Annotated in this window: 19 protein-coding genes; 14 read left to right on the top strand and 5 right to left on the bottom strand. The window is 50.9% G+C overall.

Going from position 1 to position 23,683, the window contains the following annotated elements:
- From D889_RS0108390 to D889_RS0108375, 4 genes are all read left to right on the top strand, one after another.
- Entirely contained in the window at positions 1 to 798 is a 798-nt protein-coding gene (locus tag D889_RS0108390; protein WP_010630719.1) for a PTS mannose/fructose/sorbose/N-acetylgalactosamine transporter subunit IIC, read from the top strand.
- Positions 791 to 1,639, top strand: coding sequence for a PTS system mannose/fructose/sorbose family transporter subunit IID (locus D889_RS0108385; protein WP_010630718.1), 849 nt, complete (start codon positions 791 to 793; stop codon positions 1,637 to 1,639). The genes D889_RS0108390 and D889_RS0108385 overlap by 8 nt, the downstream gene beginning before the upstream one ends.
- Positions 1,640 to 1,711: 72 nt before the next feature.
- Positions 1,712 to 2,125: a PTS sugar transporter subunit IIA gene (locus D889_RS0108380; RefSeq protein ID WP_010630717.1), complete on the top strand. Its 414-nt coding sequence runs from the start codon at positions 1,712 to 1,714 to the stop codon at positions 2,123 to 2,125.
- 1 nt (position 2,126) lies between these two features.
- A complete protein-coding gene (locus D889_RS0108375; RefSeq protein WP_010630716.1) occupies positions 2,127 to 3,827 on the top strand; it encodes a glycoside hydrolase family 13 protein in 1,701 nt (566 codons plus the stop codon).
- A 110-nt stretch (positions 3,828 to 3,937) separates the two neighbouring features.
- Here the strand turns inward: D889_RS0108375 and D889_RS0108370 are convergent, their stop codons facing one another.
- From D889_RS0108370 to D889_RS0108355, 3 genes are all read right to left on the bottom strand, one after another.
- Positions 3,938 to 6,118, bottom strand: coding sequence for an alpha-galactosidase (locus tag D889_RS0108370; RefSeq protein WP_010630715.1), 2,181 nt, complete (start codon positions 6,116 to 6,118; stop codon positions 3,938 to 3,940).
- Positions 6,119 to 6,375: 257 nt separating this feature from the next.
- A complete protein-coding gene (locus tag D889_RS0108360; protein ID WP_010630714.1) occupies positions 6,376 to 7,581 on the bottom strand; it encodes an ABC transporter permease in 1,206 nt (401 codons plus the stop codon).
- On the bottom strand, positions 7,578 to 8,297 hold the full coding sequence (locus D889_RS0108355; RefSeq protein ID WP_010630713.1) for an ABC transporter ATP-binding protein: 720 nt from the start codon (positions 8,295 to 8,297) through the stop codon (positions 7,578 to 7,580). Before D889_RS0108355 ends, D889_RS0108360 begins: the two co-directional genes overlap by 4 nt.
- Before the next feature lie 175 nt (positions 8,298 to 8,472).
- Between D889_RS0108355 and D889_RS0108350 the strand changes: the two genes are divergently transcribed.
- Complete coding sequence (locus D889_RS0108350) at positions 8,473 to 9,090, top strand: TetR/AcrR family transcriptional regulator (protein ID WP_238537529.1); 618 nt, start codon at positions 8,473 to 8,475, stop codon at positions 9,088 to 9,090.
- 44 nt (positions 9,091 to 9,134) lie between these two features.
- On the opposite strand, the gene D889_RS0108345 is transcribed toward D889_RS0108350, so the two are convergent.
- A complete protein-coding gene (locus D889_RS0108345; protein ID WP_010630711.1) occupies positions 9,135 to 9,764 on the bottom strand; it encodes a fumarylacetoacetate hydrolase family protein in 630 nt (209 codons plus the stop codon).
- 71 nt (positions 9,765 to 9,835) lie between these two features.
- Entirely contained in the window at positions 9,836 to 10,672 is an 837-nt protein-coding gene (pdxK, locus tag D889_RS0108340; protein ID WP_010630710.1) for a pyridoxine/pyridoxal/pyridoxamine kinase, read from the bottom strand.
- A gap of 247 nt (positions 10,673 to 10,919) precedes the next feature.
- Between pdxK and D889_RS0108335 the strand changes: the two genes are divergently transcribed.
- From D889_RS0108335 to ptsP, 9 genes are all read left to right on the top strand, one after another.
- Entirely contained in the window at positions 10,920 to 12,695 is a 1,776-nt protein-coding gene (locus tag D889_RS0108335; protein ID WP_158511563.1) for a sensor domain-containing protein, read from the top strand.
- A gap of 127 nt (positions 12,696 to 12,822) precedes the next feature.
- On the top strand, positions 12,823 to 13,926 hold the full coding sequence (locus D889_RS0108330; protein WP_010630708.1) for a LysM peptidoglycan-binding domain-containing protein: 1,104 nt from the start codon (positions 12,823 to 12,825) through the stop codon (positions 13,924 to 13,926).
- A 454-nt stretch (positions 13,927 to 14,380) separates the two neighbouring features.
- On the top strand, positions 14,381 to 15,313 hold the full coding sequence (qoxA, locus tag D889_RS0108325; protein ID WP_141629368.1) for a cytochrome aa3 quinol oxidase subunit II: 933 nt from the start codon (positions 14,381 to 14,383) through the stop codon (positions 15,311 to 15,313).
- 2 nt (positions 15,314 to 15,315) lie between these two features.
- On the top strand, positions 15,316 to 17,280 hold the full coding sequence (qoxB, locus tag D889_RS0108320; RefSeq protein WP_010630706.1) for a cytochrome aa3 quinol oxidase subunit I: 1,965 nt from the start codon (positions 15,316 to 15,318) through the stop codon (positions 17,278 to 17,280).
- Positions 17,280 to 17,909: a cytochrome aa3 quinol oxidase subunit III gene (gene qoxC, locus D889_RS0108315; protein WP_010630705.1), complete on the top strand. Its 630-nt coding sequence runs from the start codon at positions 17,280 to 17,282 to the stop codon at positions 17,907 to 17,909. The genes qoxB and qoxC overlap by 1 nt, the downstream gene beginning before the upstream one ends.
- 1 nt (position 17,910) lies before the next feature.
- The gene (qoxD, locus tag D889_RS0108310; RefSeq protein WP_010630704.1) at positions 17,911 to 18,231 is read left to right on the top strand and encodes a cytochrome aa3 quinol oxidase subunit IV; all 321 of its coding nucleotides are present in this window, start codon (positions 17,911 to 17,913) and stop codon (positions 18,229 to 18,231) included.
- A 301-nt stretch (positions 18,232 to 18,532) separates the two neighbouring features.
- A complete protein-coding gene (pfkB, locus tag D889_RS0108305; protein ID WP_026038986.1) occupies positions 18,533 to 19,450 on the top strand; it encodes a 1-phosphofructokinase in 918 nt (305 codons plus the stop codon).
- A 198-nt stretch (positions 19,451 to 19,648) separates the two neighbouring features.
- Positions 19,649 to 21,574 (top strand): PTS fructose transporter subunit IIABC, encoded by a 1,926-nt coding sequence (locus tag D889_RS0108300; protein ID WP_010630702.1) that lies wholly within the window; start codon positions 19,649 to 19,651, stop codon positions 21,572 to 21,574.
- Between the two features lie 235 nt (positions 21,575 to 21,809).
- Positions 21,810 to 23,528 carry a phosphoenolpyruvate--protein phosphotransferase gene (ptsP, locus tag D889_RS0108290; RefSeq protein WP_010630701.1) on the top strand — a complete coding sequence of 573 codons (1,719 nt, stop codon included), beginning with the start codon at positions 21,810 to 21,812 and terminating at the stop codon, positions 23,526 to 23,528.
- Positions 23,529 to 23,683: the final 155 nt, after the last annotated feature.

The raw sequence follows: 23,683 nt of genomic DNA, 5'->3' as shown, positions 1-23,683 counted from the left end.
ATGGGAACGATTCAAGCTCTGTTAATTATACTTTTAGTTGCCTGGATGATTATCGATCAAAATGGTTTGGTTATTGTTTCTTATTTTCCTGTGATCGTTGGTTTTATTACCGGATTAATTATGGGGGATATTACGACAGCAATGATCATTGCCGGGACATTTCAATTGATGCAATTAGGGGTAGCCAACCTGGGTGGATCATCCATGCCGAATTATGGGCTGGCAACTATTATCGGTGCTTATCTGGCAATTCGCACGGGAACCGGAATTAAAACAGGAATTGCTGTAGGACTGCCTGTGGGCATGCTTGCGATTCAGCTCGATGTCCTTGTGAAGATTATCAATAACTTTATTGCTCATCGAATGGCAAAATTAAATGCCGAGCATAAATGGCGGGCAATGTTGCGGCAGCCATGGTATGGCGTAGCCTTTTTCGGACTGGAAGGGGCGATACCGGCGGCTCTGCTGGTATTCTTCGGACCATCAGCGGTTCAGGCAATTCTGACCTGGCTGCCAAAGTGGTTTACAAATGGATTAACCATTGCCGGCGGGCTGCTGCCGGTCATAGGTGTCGGCATGCTGCTTCACTATATGCCAACAAAGAAATTCGCAACTTTTCTGATTATTGGTTTCGTCTTAACGGCCTATCTGAATTTGCCGATTCTCGCGATTGCACTGATCGGTTTTGCATGTGCTTATTACTACTTTAACGGCACGATGAGACAGGCGAATGAGAAGAAAGCCTCTGCAAACAGTTCACTGGCGGCTGATCGTCAGGGGGATAATTACGATGAGTGATGAATTAAAGAGGGATGTCACACAGACCAGTGCCGATACCGTTGATCGTAAGGTGTTGTCGAAACATGATTTGCATCATGCAGCAGTGAGATGGTGTTTCATGGCCTGCAATGCATTTAACTATGAAACACAGGAGGCTCCGGGACTGACCTGGTCCCTGGCACCAGCCTTAAGAAAGATCTATCCGAAAGATGATGATTATGAAAAAGCGATTGCGAATCATTTGAACTATTTTAATACGACAACAGCAATGGCTAACGTTGTTATGGGCGCTACGATGGCGATGGAGGAAAAGGAAGGGGCCAAATCGATCGGTGCTGTCCAATCGTTAAAAACGAGTTTGATGGGTCCATTGGCCGGAATCGGCGACACGCTGATTTGGGTCTTATGGCCAACGATTATGGGGTCCATTTCAGGCTACATGGCTGTGAAAGGGAACCCTTTGGGAGCGATTATCTGGTTCCTGTGCAATCTGGCCTTTTTCTTTGTGAAAATTAAATTGACGGATGTCGGATACTTCTCGGGTACCAAATTAATCACTTCTTTAGGAGATCGTATTTCTGTATTTACTGAATCCGCATCAATCATGGGTTTAACCGTAGTCGGAGCGCTTATTGCCAGCGTTGTCAAAGTCCAGACGGCCATTAACTTTCAATTTGGTGCTGTAAAAATGCCGTTACAGTCGGGAATTCTTGATAAGATTATGCCAAGCCTTCTCCCTGTTCTTCTGACCGTGATCGTTTATAAATTAATCGGCAGTAAGAAATGGACCATGAACCGGATCATCATTCTCCTGATTGTACTTTCAATGGTATGTTCTTTCTTTGGCATTCTGAAATAATCAGTTCAAATTGGGAGGGTAATCCGGGAGCTATCAGGATTATCCTTTCTTAATAAATAAGGGGTGAATCATATGAGACATGTTATTATTGCATCACATAATATGCTGGCTGACGGGATGAAAAAGACACTGGAATTCATTTCCGGTCCACAGGATCGTGTAAAAGCACTAAGTGCTTATATTGATAATAAGCCGATAGAGTCAGAAATATCCAGCATTATCGATAAAATACCGGCTGAGGACGAACTGATTATTTTTACGGATATGATGGCTGGAAGTGTTAATCAGAAATTTTTTCCCTATCAGCAGCGACCGCATACACACATCATCTCTGGAATGAATTTGCCGATTGTTTTGGCGATAACTCTTTCCCCTGATAAAGACTATCTAACTGACGATCAAATTCGTCACCTTATTGACGAAGCAAGAAATCAGCTCGTATATGTTAATGATATTAAAGCAGAGATGAGTGAAGAAGATGAGTAAAATGAACAAGAGGAAAGATTGGTGGAAAAAAAGCGTTGTCTACCAAATATATCCAAAGAGTTTTAATGATTCAAACGGTGATGGAATCGGGGATATTCAAGGGATCATTGAAAAGCTCCCGTACATTAAAAAACTTGGAGTAGATGTAATCTGGCTGAATCCGATCTATAAGTCCCCGTATGTCGACAATGGATATGATATTTCAGATTATAAAATGATTCACGAAGATCTGGGAACGATGAGAGACTTTGAAGAATTACTTTCTGAAGCTCATAAACTGGGTCTGAAAATAATTCTTGATCTCGTTGTTAATCATACATCGAGTGAACATCCGTGGTTCAAGAAAAGCCGATCAAGCCGCAAAGATCCCTATCACAAATACTATATATGGAAAGATCCTGTTGATGGTCATGAACCGAATAACTGGGGATCCAGTTTCGGCGGATCTGCCTGGGAATATGTTGAGGATGTCGGTCAATATTATCTGCATTTATTCGCAAAGCAGCAACCAGATCTGAACTGGGAAAATCCTAAAGTCCGTGAAGAAGTCTATAACATCATGCGATTCTGGCTCGACAAGGGTATTGATGGATTCCGTATGGATGTGATCAACCTGATTTCTAAAAGACCGGATTATCCTGACGGTCCCGTCATTCAGAATAAAGAATACGGCAGTTATTATGCAGGAGCAGCCAATGGGCCACGTGTTCATGAATTTCTGCAGGAAATGAACCGTGAAGTACTGAGCCATTATGATGTGATGACCGTCGGTGAAGCGCCGCATACTTCAGCCGATGAGGCAGCTTTATATACTGATGAACGGCGTAAGGAACTGGACATGGTGTTCCACTTCGATCATATGCATCTGGACTATGGAAAGTATGGTAAATTCTCTGATCGACGCTTTAAATTGGCGGATCTGAAAACCGTAATGACACGGTGGCAGAAAGTTATGGAAGTCCATCATGGATGGAACAGTCTTTATTGGAGTAATCATGATCAGGCGCGTCCTGTTTCTCGCTTTGGCAATGACACTGACTATCGTGTACAATCAGCGAAAATGCTGGGGACACTGTTGCATTTTATGCAGGGTACACCTTATATCTTTGAAGGTGAGGAACTGGGCATGACGAACGTCGCCTTCGACAATATTGCGGATTACAACGATATCGAAACGCACAATATCTATCATGAGTTTAAAACAGTTCATCATTTGGATGAAGATTATATCATGAAAACCATTCATCTAAAGTCCAGGGATAATGCACGGACACCGATGCAATGGAGCGATAAGGAGAATGCTGGTTTTTCGGCAGGTACACCATGGCTTAAAGTTAATCCTAATTATCACGAGATCAATGCGGCATCTGAATTGTCTGATCCAGATTCAGTTTTCTATTATTACCAGAAGCTGATCCGTTTGCGACACAATTATGAGATTGTAACGACAGGTAGTTATCAAATCGTTGATGAAAAGAACCCGGATATTTATGCATATACACGATCAGATGAAAAACAAAAGTTATTAGTGGTTTGCAGCTTTTCAGAGAGCCCGATTACTTATAAAATTCCAGAAAGTCTACGCGTGCTTCCAAGAGAATTACTGCTGAGCAATGATGCTGCTTCAGAAACTGAGGATTCAACTACGCTGCGCCTGGCACCATATGGAGCCCGTGTTTATTTATGCAAGACTGGTGCGTGAATAGTTCGCATTGACTTTTGAAAAGAAGAAGTACCATTTATTAGAGGGCAGAATCCGTTTCAGAGGATTCTGCCCTCTATTTTTTGAGAACGAGAGTGGAAATTCATCACTTACTTTCTCCTGATCCGCCAGATATAGCTGTGAAAGTCACCTCTTTCATTCGGCACGTTCACTCCGGCATGCATCAGCTCGTCGCCGCCGAATGTTTCTCCGTTGGCCAGATTTTCATAGGGGGCGTCGGGATCGAGTCCCTTAAACTGGAAAAAACGTGGTCTGTAGGACGCATCGGCAAGGATTCGGAAATAGAAACCGATTGCTTCCGACCGGTCGGGGGCAACAAAGCACCAGGCGGCGTCGCCTTCGTCAAACGGATTCAGGATTCTGTAGAAATCGCCGAACTGAATCAGCGGGCGAATTTTCTTATAAAAGGCAACCTGCTCGCAAGCTTGTTTCTTTTCGGCATCGTTCAGCCGCGTCAGATCCAGTTCATAGCCGAAGTTTCCGGACATGGCGACGTGGCCGCGCAAGGGCAGGGACGTGATCCGGCCGACCTGATGATTGGGCACGGCCGACACGTGGGCGCCGATCGTCACCGGGGGATAAAGAAGACTCGTTCCGTACTGGATCTTCAGCCGGGAGATCGCATCGGTATTGTCGCTGGCCCAGGTCTGCGGCATGTAGTACAGCATGCCGGGATCATACCGGCCGCCGCCGCTCGAACAGTTTTCAAACAGAATCTCCGGATAAGCGGAAGTCAGTGTTTCAAGCACAGCATAGAGACCGAGCAGATAGCGGTGCGCCGTTTCTCGCTGGCGTCCGGCCGGCAACAGCGCCGAACCGACTTCACTCATGTGCCGGTTCATGTCCCATTTGACGTAGTTGATGTCCGCACTGTCCAGCACAGCAGAAACCGATGCGACAAGATAATCCCGCACATCCCGGCGCGACAGGTCGAGTACGAGCTGGTTCCGCGACAGGGACCGCGTCCGCCCGGGGACATGCAGACACCAGTCGGGATGTGTCCGGTACAGATCGCTGTCCGGCGAGACCATTTCCGGTTCGAACCACAGACCGAACTGCAGTCCGAGATCATGGATCTTCCCGGCCAGCCAGCCGAGCCCGTGCGGCAGTTTCCGGCGGTCGACGATCCAGTCGCCGAGTGAGCTGCGGTCATTGTCGCGGCGGCCGAACCAGCCGTCGTCGAGGACAAACAGCTCTATGCCGGCCTTTGCCGCTTCGCCGGCAATCGCCAGCAGTCTTTCCTCTGACAACTTAAAATAGGTAGCTTCCCAGTTGTTGATCAGAATCGGCCGCAATTGATCTCTGAATCGGCCTCTTGCCAGCCGGGAGCGATACAGTTTGTGATACGTATGGGATAACCTGTTCAGGCCGTGCCCGGAGTAAACCAGCACGGCTTCAGGTGTCTGAAAGCTTTCTCCGGGTTCCAGCAGCCAGGAGAAATCGAACGGGTTGATCCCGATTGATGCGCGTACGGTATGGAATTCGCTGACTTCGATGGTTGCGGCAAAATTACCGCTGTACACCAGGCTGCAGCCGTATACTTCACCGTGATCTTCGTCGGTGTTTTTCCGCAGCAGGGCAAAAAAAGGATCGTGCTGCGGACTGCTTGCGCCGCGCTTGCTGTCGACGAGCTGGATTTCTTCATGGAGCGGATGGCGGTTGATGTTGCGCTCGTTATTGTGAGATCCATAAAAGGTCAGGCTGTCGAATTGATCATCGCGGAAATCAAGAGAAGCGCTTAAAGCCCGCTGCAGGCGCAGCGGACCGGCACCGTTATTTTTCAGGACTGCCGATCGCGTGAGCACATCAAAGTCGCGAAAAACCGTATAGGTAAGAATAACAGACAGTCCGGATACGGCATCCTTCAAAAACAGATCGAGCGATTCGGCCTCCTGATCGCTTTCTACATAAGTCGCAGGCAGTCCGGGAAGCTTTTTCTTGCCTGGATAGATCCGGTGGCCAGAGTATCGCAGGTCGGAGACCGTGGTTCCATTATCCAGCTGAATATGAAAGGCGGGATGGCGGTAGTCGCCGGTCCCACTGGCGGGATATTCCAGCGGCAACGTGCCTGGCGAAAAGCCGGGCTTCTTGGGGTCGGCGTAAGGGGCGAATGATCGGTAGGCGTACCGGACCGGGGCGCTCCCGCGATAGATCCGAATGCGCTTTCCCCAATAGAGGTGCAGCGGATAGCCGTTTACGACCTGGATGACGTAACTGGAACCCGGCGTCTGCAGATGGAATTGAAGCGATGCGGCATCGAACTGGATCACATGCGGTCACCCCATTTATTGTGGGCATGGTCAGCGGCCCATTTAATCCAAGGGTATGCATGCAGTCCGGATGAAGAACAAAAGAATTCTATTCGTGCAGAGAAGTCTTGAATGTCTCCGGATTCATTACGATGATGAAAAAAGGAGTCATTCATCAAGGAAAAGCGACACCGCATACTTCTGCAGCCAAAGAATGAAGGACGAAAAAAAACGCACCGGGAAAAGCTCTGGTGCGCTTTAATGCATGATTCAGGGCATCAGGCCAGAGGCCGCGAACGGCGGATGGCAATGATGTTGATCGTAATGAAAACCACGGAGAACAGGACAAGTACCAGCCCGTCAAGCCACCACCCGGCGAATCCCGTGCCGCGGATCATAATATTCCGCAGCGCCTCAGTGGAGTAATGAATCGGCATCAGGTCGCCGATCACCTGAACCCATTTCGGCAGCGTGTCGATCGGAAACAGCCCGGACAGGAAAACCTGAGGAACGATGACGAGCGGGATGAACTGGAACATCTGCAGTTCATTTTTTGCCGCAGTCGACAGCAGGATGCTGAGCGACAGCGCACTGAATGAAAGAATGAAGACGATCATCAGGACGTCGAACAGACTGCCGACATTATAGATGTTGAGCACATAGACCAGATAACAGGTCAGAATGAACGACTGGACGATGACGAACAGGCCGAACCCGATCATATAGCCCCAGATAATCTGATAATTTTTGATTGGTGAGGCCATCAGCCGGTCGAGTGTGCCCGTTGTCCGTTCGCGAAGAAACGAGACACCGCCGATCATGAAGATGAACAGAAAGACGAAGATACCGACCATGGCCGGACCGAACGCATCGAAGGTGTTCAGGCTGTTGTTGCCGTGCAGGTAGGAAAGATCAAGGGAAACCTTCTCCGGCGTCTGCATAGCGGCAGGACGGGTTTGCTTCGGTGCCTGCTTCTGAATCTGTGCCAATGTACCCGGCGCATACAGATGCAGGGCGGCCATCATCTTCTTCATCACCTGCTGCTGGCCCTGAATCGCCTTTTGCTGCGTCTGAATGATGCTTTTCAACTGATTCGACATCTTTGTGACATTGATCTGCTGGACTTTCTGCATCGATTTCTGAATCCGGTTCATTGCCAGTCCGTTGCGGGAAGGATCACTGCCTTCAAGATGTACGTTGACTGGTGTGCTCAAGTCAACATAAGCGTCAATTTTTTTATCTGCGAGAGCCTGGTGCGCTTCCAGCGGGCTCATTCGCGTATATTGAGAGGTCGGAAATGCAGATGCAAAATCCGATGACTGGGCATTGATGACGGCCAGATTCGGTTCGGACGTTTTGGCGCCGAAGATGAACCAGACGAGTGTCAGGATCAGGAGCGGTGCCATGATCAGGAGGGCAAGCGTCCGTCTGTCGCGGAGAATCTGGCGGATAATCCGGCGGGCCATCGCGAAAAGATTACTCATTTTGCCGCACCTTCTTTCACCAGAAAGACGTCTTCAACCGTCGCCACGCCGTAGCGTTCGGTCAGCTCTTTCGGTGCCCCTTCCGCAATCAGATGGCCGTCGCTGAGCAGTCCGACCCGGTCGCATTTGGCGACTTCGTCCATGACATGGGTCGTGACGATCATTGTTGCGCCTTTGCTTCTCAGAAACCGGAACAGGGTCCAGATGTCGCGGCGGATCAAAGGATCAAGCCCAACTGTCGGTTCATCGAGAAGGTAGAGCCGCGGCTCGTGAATCAGTGCCGCCGCGAGTGACAGGCGCCGCCGCATGCCGCCGGAAAACTGGGCGACACCTTTCTTCATCTCTTTTTCCAGCCCGACGCTTTCCGCCACTTCCATGATCCGCTGCCTTTTTCGATTTCCGTGCAGACCCTGTATCGATGCAAAGAATTCCAGGTTCTGATAGGCGGTCAGCTCGTTATACAGCGCGTCGGACTGAGCCATATAGCCGAGCGAACGAAACGCATCCAGCGTCGGCCGCTGTTCGAACAGCTCCACGTCTCCGCTGTCCGCCTTTTCCAGACCGAGCAGAATCCGGACAAGGGTGGTCTTGCCTGCTCCGGACGGACCGATCAGCCCGTAGATCTCCCCTTCGTTCAGGGTCAGCGACACATCATCCAGGACAACCTGCTTTTTAAATTTTTTATAGAGATGTTCGCCTTTAATCGGGTGAGACATGCGCATCACATCCTTGATGATTATTGAACACCGTGTTCATTAATTATGATAGAATGTTCCCAGCAAATGTTCAATATTCAATAAAGCACAATGTGGTCATTTATGGACATTATGAATGATTCTGTCTTTTTTCGACGGATCATTCGGCACGGCACAATCAAAGGAGGAAAAAGTCATGAGTGGAACGACGGATCTTCGGATCGTTAAAACTCAGGCGGCGATCCGCTCCCGCTTTCTCGATCTGCTGCTGCAGAAGAACTTTAATGAAATCACGGTAAAAGATATCACGCAGGCCGCCAATATCGGTCGCGGCACATTCTACCTGCACTATAAAGATAAATTCGACCTGCTGGATAAAGTCATGCGGGAAGGTCTGGATGCGACGGTCGGCCACTTCCAGCCGCAGCACTATTTCCAGAACGGAATCATCGTTCCGGAACGGGGAATCCGTTTTCTGAGCAGCATCTATACTTTTTTCCGGAAGAATGAACGCTTCTTCCGTGCCATGCTGTTTAATGAAGGTGTCCCCAATTTCAAAGGGCGGCTCCAGCAGTGCTTCCTGGCCAAATTCCGCCGGGAAATCGGCGGGATTCTGCCGACGGACAGTCATGCCGATGCGATAACGATGGAGATCCTGCCGATTTTCATTTCCTCAGGTATGATCGGACTGATTGAATGGTGGTTCCGGACCGGCAGGCACATTTCAGAGCAGGATATGGCCCGCCGGATCTATCAGGTTGTCACCAGGGGACCGCTGCAAACGCTCGGCATCCGGATTGACGATAGAACATAAGCTGCAGCTCATGTTCGGCGGCACTTAGATACGGGCGTACCGGATCACTTCTCCAGAGCTGCACGGAATGCGCCGAGGCTGACGTCTCCCCACTTCAGATCGAACTGATCGCCATCGGCAACCTGGCCGACGCCGGCGGGCGTGCCGGTGAAGATGATGTCTCCGGCTCCGAGACCGTAATGGGTGCCGCAATAGTCGATCAAGGCCTGCGGATCGAAAATCATCTGGCCGATGTTGCCGCGCTGCCGTTCATGCCCATTGATCTCCAGTGAAAAATCTGCTTTCGTGCAGGCCTTGATGCCGGGAAAGTCGGTAAAGGGCGTCAGCACGGCAGAATGAAGGAAGCCTTTGGCGGCGAGCCACGGGTAGCCCTTCTTCTTCAGGACGGACTGGACGTCGCGCAGGGTAAAATCGATGCCGAGGGCCATGCTGTCGATCAGGTCGTCTGCCGCTGCGCCGGGTGTGAAATCGCTGCCGATATGGATAACCCACTCTGCTTCATAGTGGACACTTCCCTGATGACCCGGCAATGTGACGGTTTTTCCATCCGTCCACACGACGGCGTGCGTCGGCTTGAAGAAGAACATCGGTGCGTCCGGGACTGCATTATTCAGTTCCTGGGCGTGCAGCGCGTAATTGCGGCCGACGCAGTAAATATTTTTAATCACTGTCATAGCGCATCGATCCTCTGATCTTTATTGGCGTAAAAATACAGCCCCGGGGTCGAATCTTCCGGGGCTGCCTGTTATTTATTGGCAATGAGCTGACGTTTGTAGGCACTGTGGTCGGTCGGACCGGCATACTGGTTGAGCGGGAACGATGCGCGGATGCCGGCAGTGACAAAGTCTTTGGCTACATGGACGGCATCCGGTACAGAGTTGCCCTTGGCAAGCTCAGCGGTGATCGCTGCAGCATAGGTACAGCCGGCACCATGAATGTTCGGTGTATCGATCTTTTCCCGAGCAATCACGTCGAAATTTTTCCCATCATACAGGACATCAATGGCCTGATCCGTATCTTTCAGCCTGCTGCCGCCTTTGACCAGCGCATTTTTCGCACCGAGAGCAACGAGCCTGGCCGCAGCCTTCTTCATGCCGTCCACATTCGTAATCACTGAAGTTCCGGCAAGTTTAGCGGCTTCATACAGATTCGGTGTCGTAATCAGCGCCTGAGGAAGCAGCAATTCCCGGATGGCGGCCGTATTCTCCGGCTGCAGCTCCGGCTGGAGTTCTTCTTCAGCACCCTTGCAGATCATGACCGGATCAATGACAACAGATTTTAACTTATTGTTCCGAATCGTATCGGCAGCGGTCTGAATCACTTCAGGAGAACCGAGCATTCCTGTTTTCATCGCATCGACACCGATTCCGTTCACGATCGTCGCCAGCTGCTTTTTGAGCAGATCGACATCCAGCATGGTGACGGAATGTGCCCAATGGTGAAAGGGATCCATCGTCACGACGCAAGTCAGCGCCGTCATTCCGTAAACGCCGAGTTCCTGAAAAGTTTTCAGATCTGCCTGCATGCCGGCGCCGCCGCTTGTATCCGAACCGGCGATCGTCATTGCTTTGAAATGTTTCATCACTATTTTACCTCCCTGAAGGATTCACTGTTTTCTTAATTATAATGAGTCGGCGAAAAAAAAACTATCCGGATTCCTTTTGTCAGGTGTAACAGTCGGGGAAGAAAGAACATTTCTGCATGGATGGAACCGGTAAAATGAAATTGTGAACATTATCTTTTTCATATTAAGAGATTCATTGATGTGCCGATATAAGATATGGGAAATAGATTGCCTGATCACGGTTCATCAGAAAGCGGGTGTATTGATGAGTATTGCGACTCCCGGAGCATTGACAGTGATTATGCTGGCCGCATCCGCCATATTTTGCCTGATTGTTTTATGGCTGTATTTGCATCACGTGCTCCAGCATTCCGAAAGCAATCGGGAAACAACAATCCGGGAGCTGACCGACAGTCTCAGCGACGGTGCTTTTATCCTGAAAAATGATCACTTCATCTATGTTAATCCGAGCTTATGTGCTGTATTGGATTACAGCATTAAAGATTTTAAGAGGATGAAATGGCAGGACATTACAACGGTCGAAAATTCCGGGAATGCCGCACAATTGTTGAAAGAACTCCGGGAGGGAAAGCGCAGGGAATTTCAAGCGAAACTGACCGGAGTACGGCGTGACGGGTCGAAGATTTTACTGAACGTCACCGCAAAGCGGGTCAGCAGTTCCGGCGGCGGGAAACTGTACGCGGGTACCATCCGGGTCGCTTCCGAACCGTCTGCGCCATCGGATCAGCCGGGAACGGATCCGATGACCGGCCTGCCGGGTCGCCTGCGTCTGCGCCATGATATGCTGCATGAGATTCTGGATGGCGGGGCCGTTTCGTTTGCCCTGATCCTTGTCGATGTCGACGGCCTTACCCGGGTGAACGACACGCTTGGTCATGAAGCTGGCAATCAGCTTCTTATTCTGGCCGCGAAACGGCTTGCCGCCTGCGAGCGTGATCATGTGTACCATTTTCAGGGGGACACATTTGCAATTCTTCTGAAGGATATCTCGCGGGCAGAAGCGGAGCGGCATATGAAGAGGATCAGCGAGGAATTTACCGGACCCCTGAGCCTGAACCAGTCGCCCTGGTATGAATCCGTGACGATGGGCATCAGCTTCTTCCCTGATGATGCCGATAACCGGAGCCAGATGATCGAACATGCGGAAGCAGCCATTCATTACGCCAAAAAAGTCAGCAAGGGGAAATATCAGATTTTCAACCCGGCGATCGGCAGAAAGATGAAGAAGCAGCTGGAACTGGAAATGGATCTGCGCCGGGCGCTCAGCCGCGATCAGCTGGTCATGTATTATCAGCCGCAGATTGATTTGCGTTCGGGGACGATGCAGGGCAATGAAGCACTGATGCGCTGGGTCCACCCGAATCTCGGGGTGATTTCGCCAAGCGTGTTTATTCCGCTTGCAGAACAAATCGGGATCATTGAAGAGATCGGCGAGTGGGCGCTGGAGACCGCCTGCCGGCAGACAAAAATCTGGAATGAGCTGGGCTTTGATTTTCGCCTGTCGGTCAATTTGTCGCCGAAACAGGTCCTGCAGGACAATCTGGCTGACCTTGTCCGACAAACACTCCGGAAGACGCATTTTCCACCGCAGCTGCTTCATCTTGAAATCACTGAGACAGCGGATGCCGATCTGCTCATGATGGCCAGAAAACTGGGCGAGCTGCGCGATCTTGGTACCGGAATCAGCATTGATGACTTTGGAACCGGCTATAATTCACTGAATTATCTCAAGGCGCTGCCGCTGACGCAGATGAAGATCGATCAGTCTTTTATTCGTAAGGACTACTACAACCAGCACAATACCGCATTGATCCGCACGATCATCGCCCTGGCTGAGGAGCTGAAACTGCAGGTTGTTGCCGAAGGTGTAGAGACGGCGGAACATGTCCGGTTCCTGAAACAGCTGCATTGCGATCTGGCTCAGGGGTACTTGTTCGGCAGACCGCTGCCGGCGGCCAGTCTGTTGAGCCAGATCCCGCTGATTAACCGGCAGATCACCCTGGCTTCTCTGGATGCATGAGTGAAAAAGGATTCGGTAAAAATTACCCATCCCGTGGATAAAGATGGTAATATTAAAGAAACAACTCAGAATGAACGGATCATCCGCAATTCATACAGAACATTAAGCTTTTCGGAGGCGATGGATCATGAAAAAAATGATCGTGCCTGCGGTGCTCGCCGGAGGTTTTTTCCTTTCTGTTTCCGGTCAGAGCGCTTCGGCGGCAACAGGTCAGGAGATTATCAATCGGGCCATTGATTTCAAGGGGACACCGATGAATTACGGCGCACCGGCATTTTCGACGGCCAGCTTTGACTGTTCTTCGTTTACCCAGTACATATATAAGACCGCAGCCGGTATTACTTTGCCGCGGACTGCGGCACAGCAGGCAACCAGGGGGACAACCGTAGACCGGAATCATTTACAGCCCGGCGATCTGCTGTTCTTTGACATCTCCGGCAATGGGCGAATCAGTCATGTCGGGATCTATATCGGCAACGGGCAGATGATCAGTACGGAAGACACATTCGGTGTTCACGTCACCAATGTATTCAGCGGCGGCCATGCCCAGGTTTACTGGGAGCCTCGCTTTGTGCTGGCGAAAAGAATTCTGGATGGAAAACCGGCTGCACAGACATCTTCTTCTGCATCGCTGTCGTCAGCGGCTTCGGTCGCTGCACCGGCCGCATCCGCTTACACAGTGAAGAGCGGCGACAGCCTGTGGGCGATCGCGACGGCGCACGGCACATCGGTGAAAGCGATCAAACAGGCGAATGGGCTCCGTTCCAATCTGATTTATCCTGGCCAGCAGCTGAAACTGTCAGGTTCTGCATCCAGTGGGGCAACAGCTGAGAAGACGTCCTCTGCACCGGCACCATCATCCGGGCAAGGAACGACGGGCCGGGCGGCAAATTCCGCTTACACGGTAAAGAGCGGCGACAGTCTGTGGGCCATTGCGGCTGCGCACAGTACATCGGTGAAAGCGATCAAACAGGCGAATGGGCTCCGTTCCGATCTGATTTATCCCGGCCAGCAGCTGAAACTGACTGGTTCTGCACCGGCAACTTCTTCCGCACAGAAGGCGGCGGCCCGGACCGCATCCGTCAGCGGCGGAAGCTATCAGGTAAAGAGCGGCGACAATCTCTGGACAATTGCGACGCTGAACGGGATTACGGTCAATAAGCTGATGCGCCTGAATCATCTTTCCTCGACGCTGATCTATCCAGGTCAGCATCTGGTCTTGCCGGCATAATCATGAGCAGCATGTCACAGCAATAAAGAGGACGGGAATCACATTAATGTGGTTTCCGCCCTCTTTTTACATCTGCTTAAAGATGTAAGTTAATGGATGTAAACGCTTCTATTATTTATACGATTCTTCTATAATAAGACTGTGTAGAAAGTGTGAACACTGTGAGACGAAACAATGAACTATCGTAATTTGTCGAACCGTATCGAATTAACTGTGTGAAACGATATAGCAATAGTGTTTGCTATGCGTTATTATATAAAGTTTATGCTATAATGTGAATGTTTGTTTACAGTGAACGTGTCAAGGTGTTTTTACTGTAAGGTGATGGTTAATCAAGTGCTGCATTTGCTGCCTGACGGACTTTCCCATGGAGAGAAGACGCGCCCAAAGTGACAAACAACATGCAGCTTTCACTGAGCCACTGGAAAAGACAGAAGGGGGGAGAGAGACAATGATGAAAACCATCAGAGCGAAAGCAGCGGTGATTCTGCTTCCGCTGCTCGCGCTGCTGACCGGATGTTCAGACAAAATTGTTGTGATGAACCCGCAGGGTCCGGTAGCCCGTTCACAGTACCATTTGATTGTCTGGTCACTGATCATGATGAGCCTGGTTTTAGCTATTGTTCTCATTATTTTTATCTATGTGCTTGTAAGGTTCGGCCGGAGAAAGAGCAAGGGATTTGACCCCAATGATACAGGCAACCGGAAACTGGAGGTCATCTGGCTGATCGTTCCGGTGGTGATCTGCATCCTGCTCGCTGTGCCGACGGTGAAGACACTCTATGCCCTGGATCAGGCACCGAAAGCGACGGCCGCGGCACCTTCGGCAGTACATGGAAAGACGCTGACGATCGATGTCACCTCGGTTCAATGGAAATGGCTGTTCCGTTACCCGGGACAGAATATTGAAACGGTCAACTATGTGGTGATTCCGTCCGGAGTCCCGGTGAGATTTAATCTCCATGCCTATGATGCCATGAATGCCTTCTGGGTGCCGGAACTTGGCGGACAGCAGTATACCATGACCGATATGCCGATGAAATTGTGGCTGCAGGCGGACAAACCTGGTAACTACCAGGGCCGAAGCTCTAACTTCTCGGGCACGGGTTTCGCCCACATGACGTTCACCGTTCAGGCGCGTTCTGCCAGTGATTTCAATACCTGGGTGAACAATGTGAAGAGCAGCAAACCGGCACTGACGCACGATACCTATATGAATCTGCTGAAGCCGAATACGGTGAAGCCGCAGACGTATTCGTCCTACCCGCCGATCGTTGCCAAAGACTTGAACAAAGCACAGATGAATGCCTACATGAATGGACAGCCGACAGGCAATGATGCAATGCACGGCATGAATATGGACAACAGCGGGAAAGGGGGTAAGTAAGGATGAATTCAATCACAAATTTTCTTTCGCATTTCTTTGTCACCGGCGATCCGATGATCTATGGCGCAGATGTATCAATCGTCCTTGTGACACTGGCTATTTTCTTTGTACTGACATATTTCAAAAAATGGAAGTGGCTGTGGCAGGAATGGCTGACCACAACCGATCACAAGAAAATAGGCATTATGTATATTATCGCCGCTTTGCTGATGTTCTTCCGCGGCGGGGTCGATGCCCTGATGATGCGGACGCAGCTGGCACTTCCGGGCATGACTTTCCTGAACTCGGATCACTATAATCAGGTTTTTACGACGCACGGCACGATCATGATTATCTTTGCCGCCATGCCGTTTATTTTCGGACTGATGAACATCGCTGTTCCGCTGCAGATCGGCGCTCGCGATGTCGCGTTTCCTTTTCTGAACGCCGTGAGCTTTTGGCTGTTCTTCGCCGGCGCGATGCTGTTTAATCTGTCGTTCGTCATCGGCGGTTCTCCGGATGCCGGCTGGTCGGCTTATGCGCCTTATGCCGGAACGGAACTGAATCCGGGGGTCGGCGAGAACTACTATTTACTTGCCGTTCAGATTTCCGGTATCGGCTCGCTGGCCACTGGGATCAACTTCCTCGTGACCATTCTGAAAATGCGCGCACCGGGGATGACTTTGTTCAAGATGCCGATGTTCAGCTGGTCGATTCTGATTACTTCGGTCATCATGATCTTTGCCTTCCCGGCATTCACCGTTGCTCTGGCATTGATGACGGTAGACCGGATTTTCGGAGGGCATTTCTTTACGATTGCCAGCGGCGGCTCGCCGATGCTCTGGGCCAACTTGTTCTGGTTCTGGGGCCATCCTGAAGTGTATATCGTTCTGTTGCCGGTATTCGGCATCTTCTCTGAAGTGATTGCCACTTTTGCACACAAGACGCTGTTCGGCTACGCCATCATGGTCTGGTCGATGGTCGCAATATCCCTGCTGAGTTTTATCACCTGGCTGCATCACTTCTTTACGATGGGTAATACGGCTCCGGTCAATGCCTTTTTCTCCATCTCGACGATGCTGATTGCCATACCGACCGGTGTGAAAATTTTCAACTGGCTGTTTACACTGAATAAAGGGCGAATCCATTTCACCACGCCGATGCTCTGGGCGCTGGCATTCATCCCGAACTTTACAATCGGCGGTGTTACGGGTGTCATGCTGGCGATGGCGCCGGCCGATTATCAGTACCATAACAGTGCGTTCCTTGTCGCCCACTTCCACAGCACGCTGATTGCCGGCACCGTCTTCGGCATCTTCTGCGGGCTCCACTACTGGTGGCCGAAAATGTTCGGCTACCTGCTGGATGAGAAGCGGGGCAAATGGGCCTTCTGGGTATTCATGATCTCATTTAATATTTGCTTTATGCCGATGTACTTCCTCGGTCTGATGGGCCAGACGCGCCGCATGTATACGTACCCGGCCGGGCTCGGCTGGGGGCCGGTCAACTTTGTCATTACGATCGGTGCGTTCGGCATGGGCGTCGGATTTGTCATTATGGCCTATAACATTATCTGGAGCGCCCTTCACGGCAAGAGAGACACAACCGGTGATCCGTGGGACGGACGGACACTGGAATGGTCAATTCCTTCACCGGCGGCGGAATACAATTTTGCAACGATCCCGACGGTGTCGACCCGTGATGCGTTTGAAGCGATGAAAGAAGACAAACGGGCAGGAAAGGAAAAGGCTCCGGCAGCGTACAAGCCGATTCATATGCCGAACAACTCGGCAATCCCGGTCGTCATGTCCGCATTCATGTTCATTGCCGGATTCGGCTTTGTCTTCTGGTGGTTCTGGATGGCCATTCCGGGTGTGATCGGCGTTATTGGCTGCATGATCGCCCGCTCGTTTGTTTACAATGACGCGCATCTGATTCCGGTTGAAGAAATCGAGCGGACAGAGCGTGCTGCGGGGAGGTTATCATAATGGCTGAATCATTGCTGAGTCTCAACCCGAAGAAAAGAAAAGACCTGCCGCTGGAGTATTCAACTGAAGAAGGCGATCTGAAAATCGTCGGTTTCTGGGTTTTCCTCGCCGCTGAACTGGTCCTTTTCGGTACCTTGTTCGGTTCTTACCTGGTACTTCAGAGCCACACTGCCGGCGGTCCGTCTGCCCATGAATTGTTCAAAATTGGACCGGTGATGATCGAAACAGTGGTTCTGCTCGTCAGCAGTTTCACCTGCGGGCTGAGTACGCTTGAGCTGCGCCGCCATAATGTCAAAGGACTGATCGGCTGGCTGGTCGTCACGGTGCTGCTTGGTCTTGTGTTCATCGGCTTTGAAGGCAATGAATTTTTCACCTATGCGGCTCATGAGGGAGCAACGCTGCAAACGAGCGCCTTCCTCTCAGGATTCTTTATTCTGCTGGGCACGCACGGTGCCCATGTGTCGCTGGGCATTGTCTGGATCGCCGGGATCCTGATCCAGCTCGCCCGCCGCGGCATCACTCCGGTGACGGCGCGCAAGGCGTTCATTGTCGGTCTCTACTGGCACTTCCTTGATGTGGTCTGGATTTTCATCTTTACCGCAGTATATCTGACAGGGTGGGTGATGTAAGATGCAGGAAAATGAAAATCAGCCGATCCGGCAGGAACATGCCGGATTTCCCTGGAAACAAGTGATCGGGCTGCTGCTTTCCCTGGCGCTGACCTTTCTCGCCCTGTGGATCGCTGTCGGTCTGAGTCTCCCGGTCAATGTCACAATCGCTATCATTGTCGCACTCGCCATTTTCCAGGCGTTTATCCAGCTGTTCATGTTCATGCATGTCACTGAAGGCACAGAACCGGTGCACCAGCTGATCAGTATTCTGTTCGGCATTTACGTCGCATTTGCGGTGGTTGCCGGAACGATCTGGATTCTCTATGCGCAGATGGGTTAAAATTAACTGAAAAAGGATATATTATCAAACGGAACCGTGTGTGATCATACGGTTCTTTTTTTTGTACCGCTGCACGAACGACAGAATATGACTGGAAATGACACTTTATGATTGAATTTGAACGGTTATCCATCTATAATTTTAACTGTACGGACTTTAGCGTGATTTTCGTTCCGGCTGATCCTGGTATGATCTGTTAAAATGAGACAGAATATAAAAATGAAACCGCTCGTAAAAGCTGTACTTCATCATCCGGCAAGAACTGAATCATCCGATTAAACATAACAGGAGTTGATAAATGGTGATTTACACATGTACATTGAATCCGGCGATTGACTATTTTGTTCAGGTCGATCATTTCAAAGCCGGGGAACTGAACCACGTGAAAACCGACAGGAAAATGCCGGGCGGAAAAGGAATCAATGTGTCCAGAGTACTGAAACATCTCGGACAGGCATCCAGATGCCTCGGTTTTATCGGCGGTTTTACCGGCGAATTCATCAAAGGCAAGCTGGCCGCAGAGGGTATTGAAACCGACTTCATTACGGTTGACGGGGATACACGGATCAACGTCAAACTGAAAAGTGACGAAGAAACGGAGATCAACGGCGTCGCACCGACAATTACCGATGCTCAGCTTGATGCTTTATTCGCTCAGCTGGCGAAACTGAACGACAAAGATATTCTTGTTCTGTCGGGCAGTGTTCCGGCGACGCTCCCGGTGACGATTTACAGAGATATGATCGCCAAAGCCGGCGCGACCGGAGCTAAAGTGATCGCCGATACGAGCGGCGAAGCATTCACAAAGGTTGTCCGCGGCGAAGTCAAACCGTTCCTGGTCAAACCCAACCATCATGAATTAGGGGATTATTTCGGTGTGACCATCAATTCGGTGGACGATGTGAAGAAATACGGCCGACAACTGGTCGATGAAGGTATCGCACATGTGATCGTCTCAATGGGCGGCAAGGGTGCCGTATACATTGATCAGAATGACTATCTGTTCGCTCCGCCGGCAAAGGGCATATTGAAAAATTCAGTCGGTGCCGGTGACTCTCTTGTCGGCGGGTTCCTGTCCGAATATGCCGTTAGCGGCGATTTCCGCAAAGCGTTCCGGAAGGGTGCTGCTTCAGGGAGTGCCACAGCGTTCTCAGTCGATCTCTGCACGGCAGAAAAGGTCGAAGAACTTCTGCCGCAGATTACGGTCACATCGATTTAACTTTGCGGATCGGGACGTCCCCGGATGCCGGACGAGGCGTTCCGAGCATCCGGGAACCTGGAGATCCTTTGATTTAGCAGCAGTAAAGGTATTACATCAGAAGATAAGCATGTTAGGGCAGGCCGGCTGATCGGCTGCGGCAGATCAGCCGGGTTTCTTTAGCATCCTTCTGAAAAAAATCAGGAGGAATGAATAGGCATGAAAGTTACTGATTTATTAACCGCCGCCACTGTAAACCTGGATTTGAAAAGCACGACGAAGAAAGATGTTCTTGACGAACTGGCCGGTACGCTCGACAAAGCCGGTAAGCTGAACGATCTTGCTGCTTACCGTGCTGCAATTGATAAACGTGAAGGTGAAAGTACAACCGGGATCGGAGACGGCGTCGCAATTCCCCATTCGAAGACGGCTGCCGTCAAAGAAGCTGCGATTGCTTTCGGCCGCTCGAAGCAGGGCGTCGATTTCCAGTCGCTCGATGGAAAACCGGCTCATCTGTTCTTTATGATCGCCGCCGAAGAAGGCGCCAATGCAACACACCTGGAAGCTCTGTCGACGCTGTCGACGTTTCTGATTAAACCGGATTTCCGGGAAAAACTGATGAACGCAGCCACAGCTGAAGAGGTTGTCAGCCTGTTTGATGAACAGGAAGCCGGTGCGAAAAATGTTGCCGCCGAAGAGAAGCCGTCTGAAGATGGCTATCAGGTGCTCGCCGTAACCGGCTGCCCGACCGGAATTGCTCATACCTATATGGCTGCCGATGCGCTGAAGCAGAAGGCCAAGGAAATGGGCGTGTCGATCAAGGTTCAGACAAATGGTTCCACCGGGATCAAGAACCGGCTGCAGCCGGATGAAATCAAGAAAGCCAAGGGGATTATTGTTGCCGCCAGCATCAAGATTGATGTTGAACCGTTCCGCGGCAAGCCGCTCGTTCAGGCACCGGTGACCGACGGAATCCGCAAACCGGAAGCGCTGATTCAGGAAGTGCTGGACGGCAAAGCACCGGTCTATGAGGGTGACGGCAGTGAGGCACCGGCAGCCGCCGGCGCACCTAAGGAAGGCAGAAAGATCGACATTTATAAAAACCTGATGAACGGCGTTACGTATATGCTGCCGTTCGTTGTCGGCGGCGGTATTCTGGTCGCGATCTCCTATATGATCGCTTCGTTAATGCACATTGAACTGCGCCCGGTGACATCGGTCGGAGAGGTACATAATTTTGCGACACTGCTGAGTTTCATCGGTCAGGGCAATGCCATGTACCTGATGATCCCGATTCTCGCCGGATTTATTGCACTGAGTATTGCCGACAGACCTGGACTGGCGCCCGGTATGGTCGGCGGCCTGATGGCACTGACCAGCAATGCCGGTTTTCTCGGCGGCCTGATCGCCGGCTTCCTGGCCGGTTATGTCGTTGAACTGATTAAGTGGCTGTTCCGGAAGTGGCCGCAATCGCTGGATGGCCTGAAACCGGTACTGATTTATCCATTGCTCGGTATTTTCGTCACGGGATCGCTGATGTTCCTGATCAATCAGCCGATCAGCCTATTCGTGACGGCGATGACCCAGTGGCTCGGCGGACTCGGGACAAGCAACCTCGTGCTGATCGGGCTCATTCTCGGCGGCATGATGGGCGTCGATCTTGGCGGACCTTTCAATAAAATTGCCTTCACATTCGGTATTGCCATGATCAGTGCCGGCAACTTCTACCCGCAGGCGGCAGTCATGGCCGGAGGTATGGTACCGCCGCTCGGTATGGCTCTGGCGACAACCCTGTTTGCACATAAGTTCAATCGGGCACAGCGTGACGCCGGAAAAGTGGCCTATGTGCTCGGTGCCGCATTTATCTCTGAAGGCGCCATTCCGTTTGGTGCGGCGGATCCGCTCCGCGTCATCGTCTCGACAACGATCGGTTCGGCGATCGCCGGCGGCTTGTCCCTTCTGTTCCACATCGGACTCCGGCCGCCGCATGGTGGAATCTTTGTCATTCCGCTGGTCAACGGCAATCCGTTCCTGTACGCACTGGCAATTATTATCGGTGCTGTGGTAACCGGCCTGCTGTACGGTATCTGGAAACGGCCGCTCGCTGAGAATGACGCGGATCAGAAAGCTGCCGACGCACAGTAAGAATAAACGGGATCCGGCAAAATGTGACAAATGAGCAAAATGTATTGTAGTCGCTTTCAAAAGGAAAACACTATTGCTATAATAAGCGTTGACCTGTATTTTGAAAGAATATGAATTCTTTTTAATGATTATGAAAACGCATTTTCGACATCTTCTGACCAGGTTGCAGAACCTGGATAAAAAGACAACCGAAAGCGTGAAATTTTAATCTTGAAGGGCTGGGTGAACCGTAACCATGACGGAAAAGATTAAGGGTATTGCTGCATCTGCAGGCATTGCCATTGCAAAAACATTTATTCTGAAGAATCCGGATCTGTCTTTTGAAAGAAAGACAGTCAGTGATAAGGAAGCTGAGAAAAACAAGCTGAACAAGGCACTGGATGTGTCGAAGAAAGAGCTGACGAAGATCAAGGAAACTGCTGAAAAGGAACTGGGCAAGGACAAGGCAGAAGTCTTTGCCGCACACTTGCTGTTCCTGAGCGATCCTGAATTTGTCGGACAGATTGCCGGCAAGATCGATGACGAAGGGGTGAACGCAGAAGCAGCACTGCATGATGTAGCGGCCTTCTTCATTCAGACTTTCGAAGCGATGAAGGACAATGCCTATATGAGAGAAAGAGCAGCCGACGTCCGCGACGTTTCCAAACGGCTGATGGCTCATCTGCTCGGTGTTTCATTTACCACGCCGGCGAGCATTACTTCGGAAACGATCATTATTGCCCAGGACCTGACACCGTCCGATACAGCGCAGCTGAACCGTAAATATGTTAAAGGTTTTGCGACGGATGTCGGCGGCCGGACGTCGCACTCGGCGATCATGTCCCGCTCCATGGAGATTCCGGCCGTTGTCGGTACAAAGACGGTGCTGGAAACTGCCAAAGACGGAGAGACGGCGATTGTCGACGGGCTCAAGGGTGAAGTGATTCTTGATCCGACGGATGCAGAGATTGAAGAATACAAGCAGAAAGCGGCTGCTTATAAAGAACAGCAGGCAGAATGGAAGAAACTGCTTCATGAGCCGACAAAGACGAAGGACGGCGCGCATGTGATTCTCGGTGCCAATATCGGCAATCCGGGCGACGTGACCGGCGTTGTCAACAATGGCGGCGAAGCCATCGGTCTGTACCGTACTGAATTCTTGTATATGGGCCGCGACCAGTTGCCGACGGAAGACGAACAGTTCGAGGCTTATAAAGAAGTTCTGGAAAAGATGGACGGCAAACCGGTTGTTATCCGTACGCTGGACATCGGCGGCGATAAGAAGCTCAAGTATCTGCCGCTGCCGCATGAAATGAACCCGTTCCTCGGTTTCCGTGCGATTCGTCTCTGTCTGGAACGCCAGGATATTTTCCGTACACAATTGCGTGCGTTGCTGAGAGCAAGCGTCTACGGCAAACTCCGGATTATGTTCCCGATGATCGCGACGATCAATGAATTGCGCCAGGCCAAGAAGATTCTTTTTGAAGAAAAAGATAAACTGGTTGCCGCCGGAACAAAGGTTTCCGATCAGATTCAGGTCGGCATGATGATGGAGATTCCGGCAGCTGCGGTTCTGGCCGATCGCTTTGCCAAAGAAGCAGACTTCTTCAGCATCGGGACAAACGATTTGATTCAGTATACGATGGCGGCCGACCGGATGAACGAGCATGTCTCCTATCTGTATCAGCCGGTTAACCCGTCGATTCTTCGTCTCGTCAGCCATGTCATTGACGCAGCACATAAGGAAGGTCACTGGGCCGGGATGTGCGGCGAAATGGCCGGCGACGCGACGGCGATTCCGGTGCTGCTGGCACTGGGACTTGACGAATTCAGCATGAGCGCCACATCCATCCTGCCGGCGAGAAGCCAGCTGCTCCGCCTTTCCAAAGAAGAACTGGCGAAACACAAGGAAGCGTTCCTGAATATGGACACCGCTGAAGAAGTGCTTGAATACGTTAAAGCCAATATGAACTGATTGTTAAAATAAAGGCAGCACAAAAGCAGGACCGGAAAAATCCGGCCCTGCTTTATATTTAGGATCTTTTCACGTTTACTGGTGATTTATGCTGTGTTGTTCTGAGCGGAAGGCGCGAGACTCCCGCGGAAAACGAGCGCCTGCAGCGAAAAACA

This window comes from Sporolactobacillus vineae DSM 21990 = SL153 (assembly GCF_000377985.1).
Classification (GTDB): Bacteria; Bacillota; Bacilli; order Bacillales; family Sporolactobacillaceae; genus Sporolactobacillus; species Sporolactobacillus vineae.
This window is presented reverse-complemented; position numbering and strand designations above follow the sequence as displayed.

What these genes read in the sequence shown, in the direction of transcription:
- qoxA (WP_141629368.1), top strand. Translation starts at nt 14,381, where the DNA reads ATGAAAACCATCAGAGCGAAAGCAGCGGTGATTCTGCTTCCGCTGCTC.
- D889_RS0108360 (WP_010630714.1), bottom strand. Translation starts at nt 7,581, where the DNA reads ATGAGTAATCTTTTCGCGATGGCCCGCCGGATTATCCGCCAGATTCTC.
- D889_RS0108330 (WP_010630708.1), top strand. Translation starts at nt 12,823, where the DNA reads ATGAAAAAAATGATCGTGCCTGCGGTGCTCGCCGGAGGTTTTTTCCTT.
- D889_RS0108355 (WP_010630713.1), bottom strand. Translation starts at nt 8,297, where the DNA reads ATGTCTCACCCGATTAAAGGCGAACATCTCTATAAAAAATTTAAAAAG.
- D889_RS0108390 (WP_010630719.1), top strand. Translation starts at nt 1, where the DNA reads ATGGGAACGATTCAAGCTCTGTTAATTATACTTTTAGTTGCCTGGATG.
- qoxD (WP_010630704.1), top strand. Translation starts at nt 17,911, where the DNA reads ATGCAGGAAAATGAAAATCAGCCGATCCGGCAGGAACATGCCGGATTT.
- qoxC (WP_010630705.1), top strand. Translation starts at nt 17,280, where the DNA reads ATGGCTGAATCATTGCTGAGTCTCAACCCGAAGAAAAGAAAAGACCTG.
- D889_RS0108335 (WP_158511563.1), top strand. Translation starts at nt 10,920, where the DNA reads ATGAGTATTGCGACTCCCGGAGCATTGACAGTGATTATGCTGGCCGCA.
- D889_RS0108375 (WP_010630716.1), top strand. Translation starts at nt 2,127, where the DNA reads ATGAACAAGAGGAAAGATTGGTGGAAAAAAAGCGTTGTCTACCAAATA.
- D889_RS0108345 (WP_010630711.1), bottom strand. Translation starts at nt 9,764, where the DNA reads ATGACAGTGATTAAAAATATTTACTGCGTCGGCCGCAATTACGCGCTG.
- ptsP (WP_010630701.1), top strand. Translation starts at nt 21,810, where the DNA reads ATGACGGAAAAGATTAAGGGTATTGCTGCATCTGCAGGCATTGCCATT.
- D889_RS0108385 (WP_010630718.1), top strand. Translation starts at nt 791, where the DNA reads ATGAGTGATGAATTAAAGAGGGATGTCACACAGACCAGTGCCGATACC.
- D889_RS0108350 (WP_238537529.1), top strand. Translation starts at nt 8,473, where the DNA reads ATGAGTGGAACGACGGATCTTCGGATCGTTAAAACTCAGGCGGCGATC.
- qoxB (WP_010630706.1), top strand. Translation starts at nt 15,316, where the DNA reads ATGAATTCAATCACAAATTTTCTTTCGCATTTCTTTGTCACCGGCGAT.
- D889_RS0108380 (WP_010630717.1), top strand. Translation starts at nt 1,712, where the DNA reads ATGAGACATGTTATTATTGCATCACATAATATGCTGGCTGACGGGATG.
- pdxK (WP_010630710.1), bottom strand. Translation starts at nt 10,672, where the DNA reads ATGAAACATTTCAAAGCAATGACGATCGCCGGTTCGGATACAAGCGGC.
- D889_RS0108300 (WP_010630702.1), top strand. Translation starts at nt 19,649, where the DNA reads ATGAAAGTTACTGATTTATTAACCGCCGCCACTGTAAACCTGGATTTG.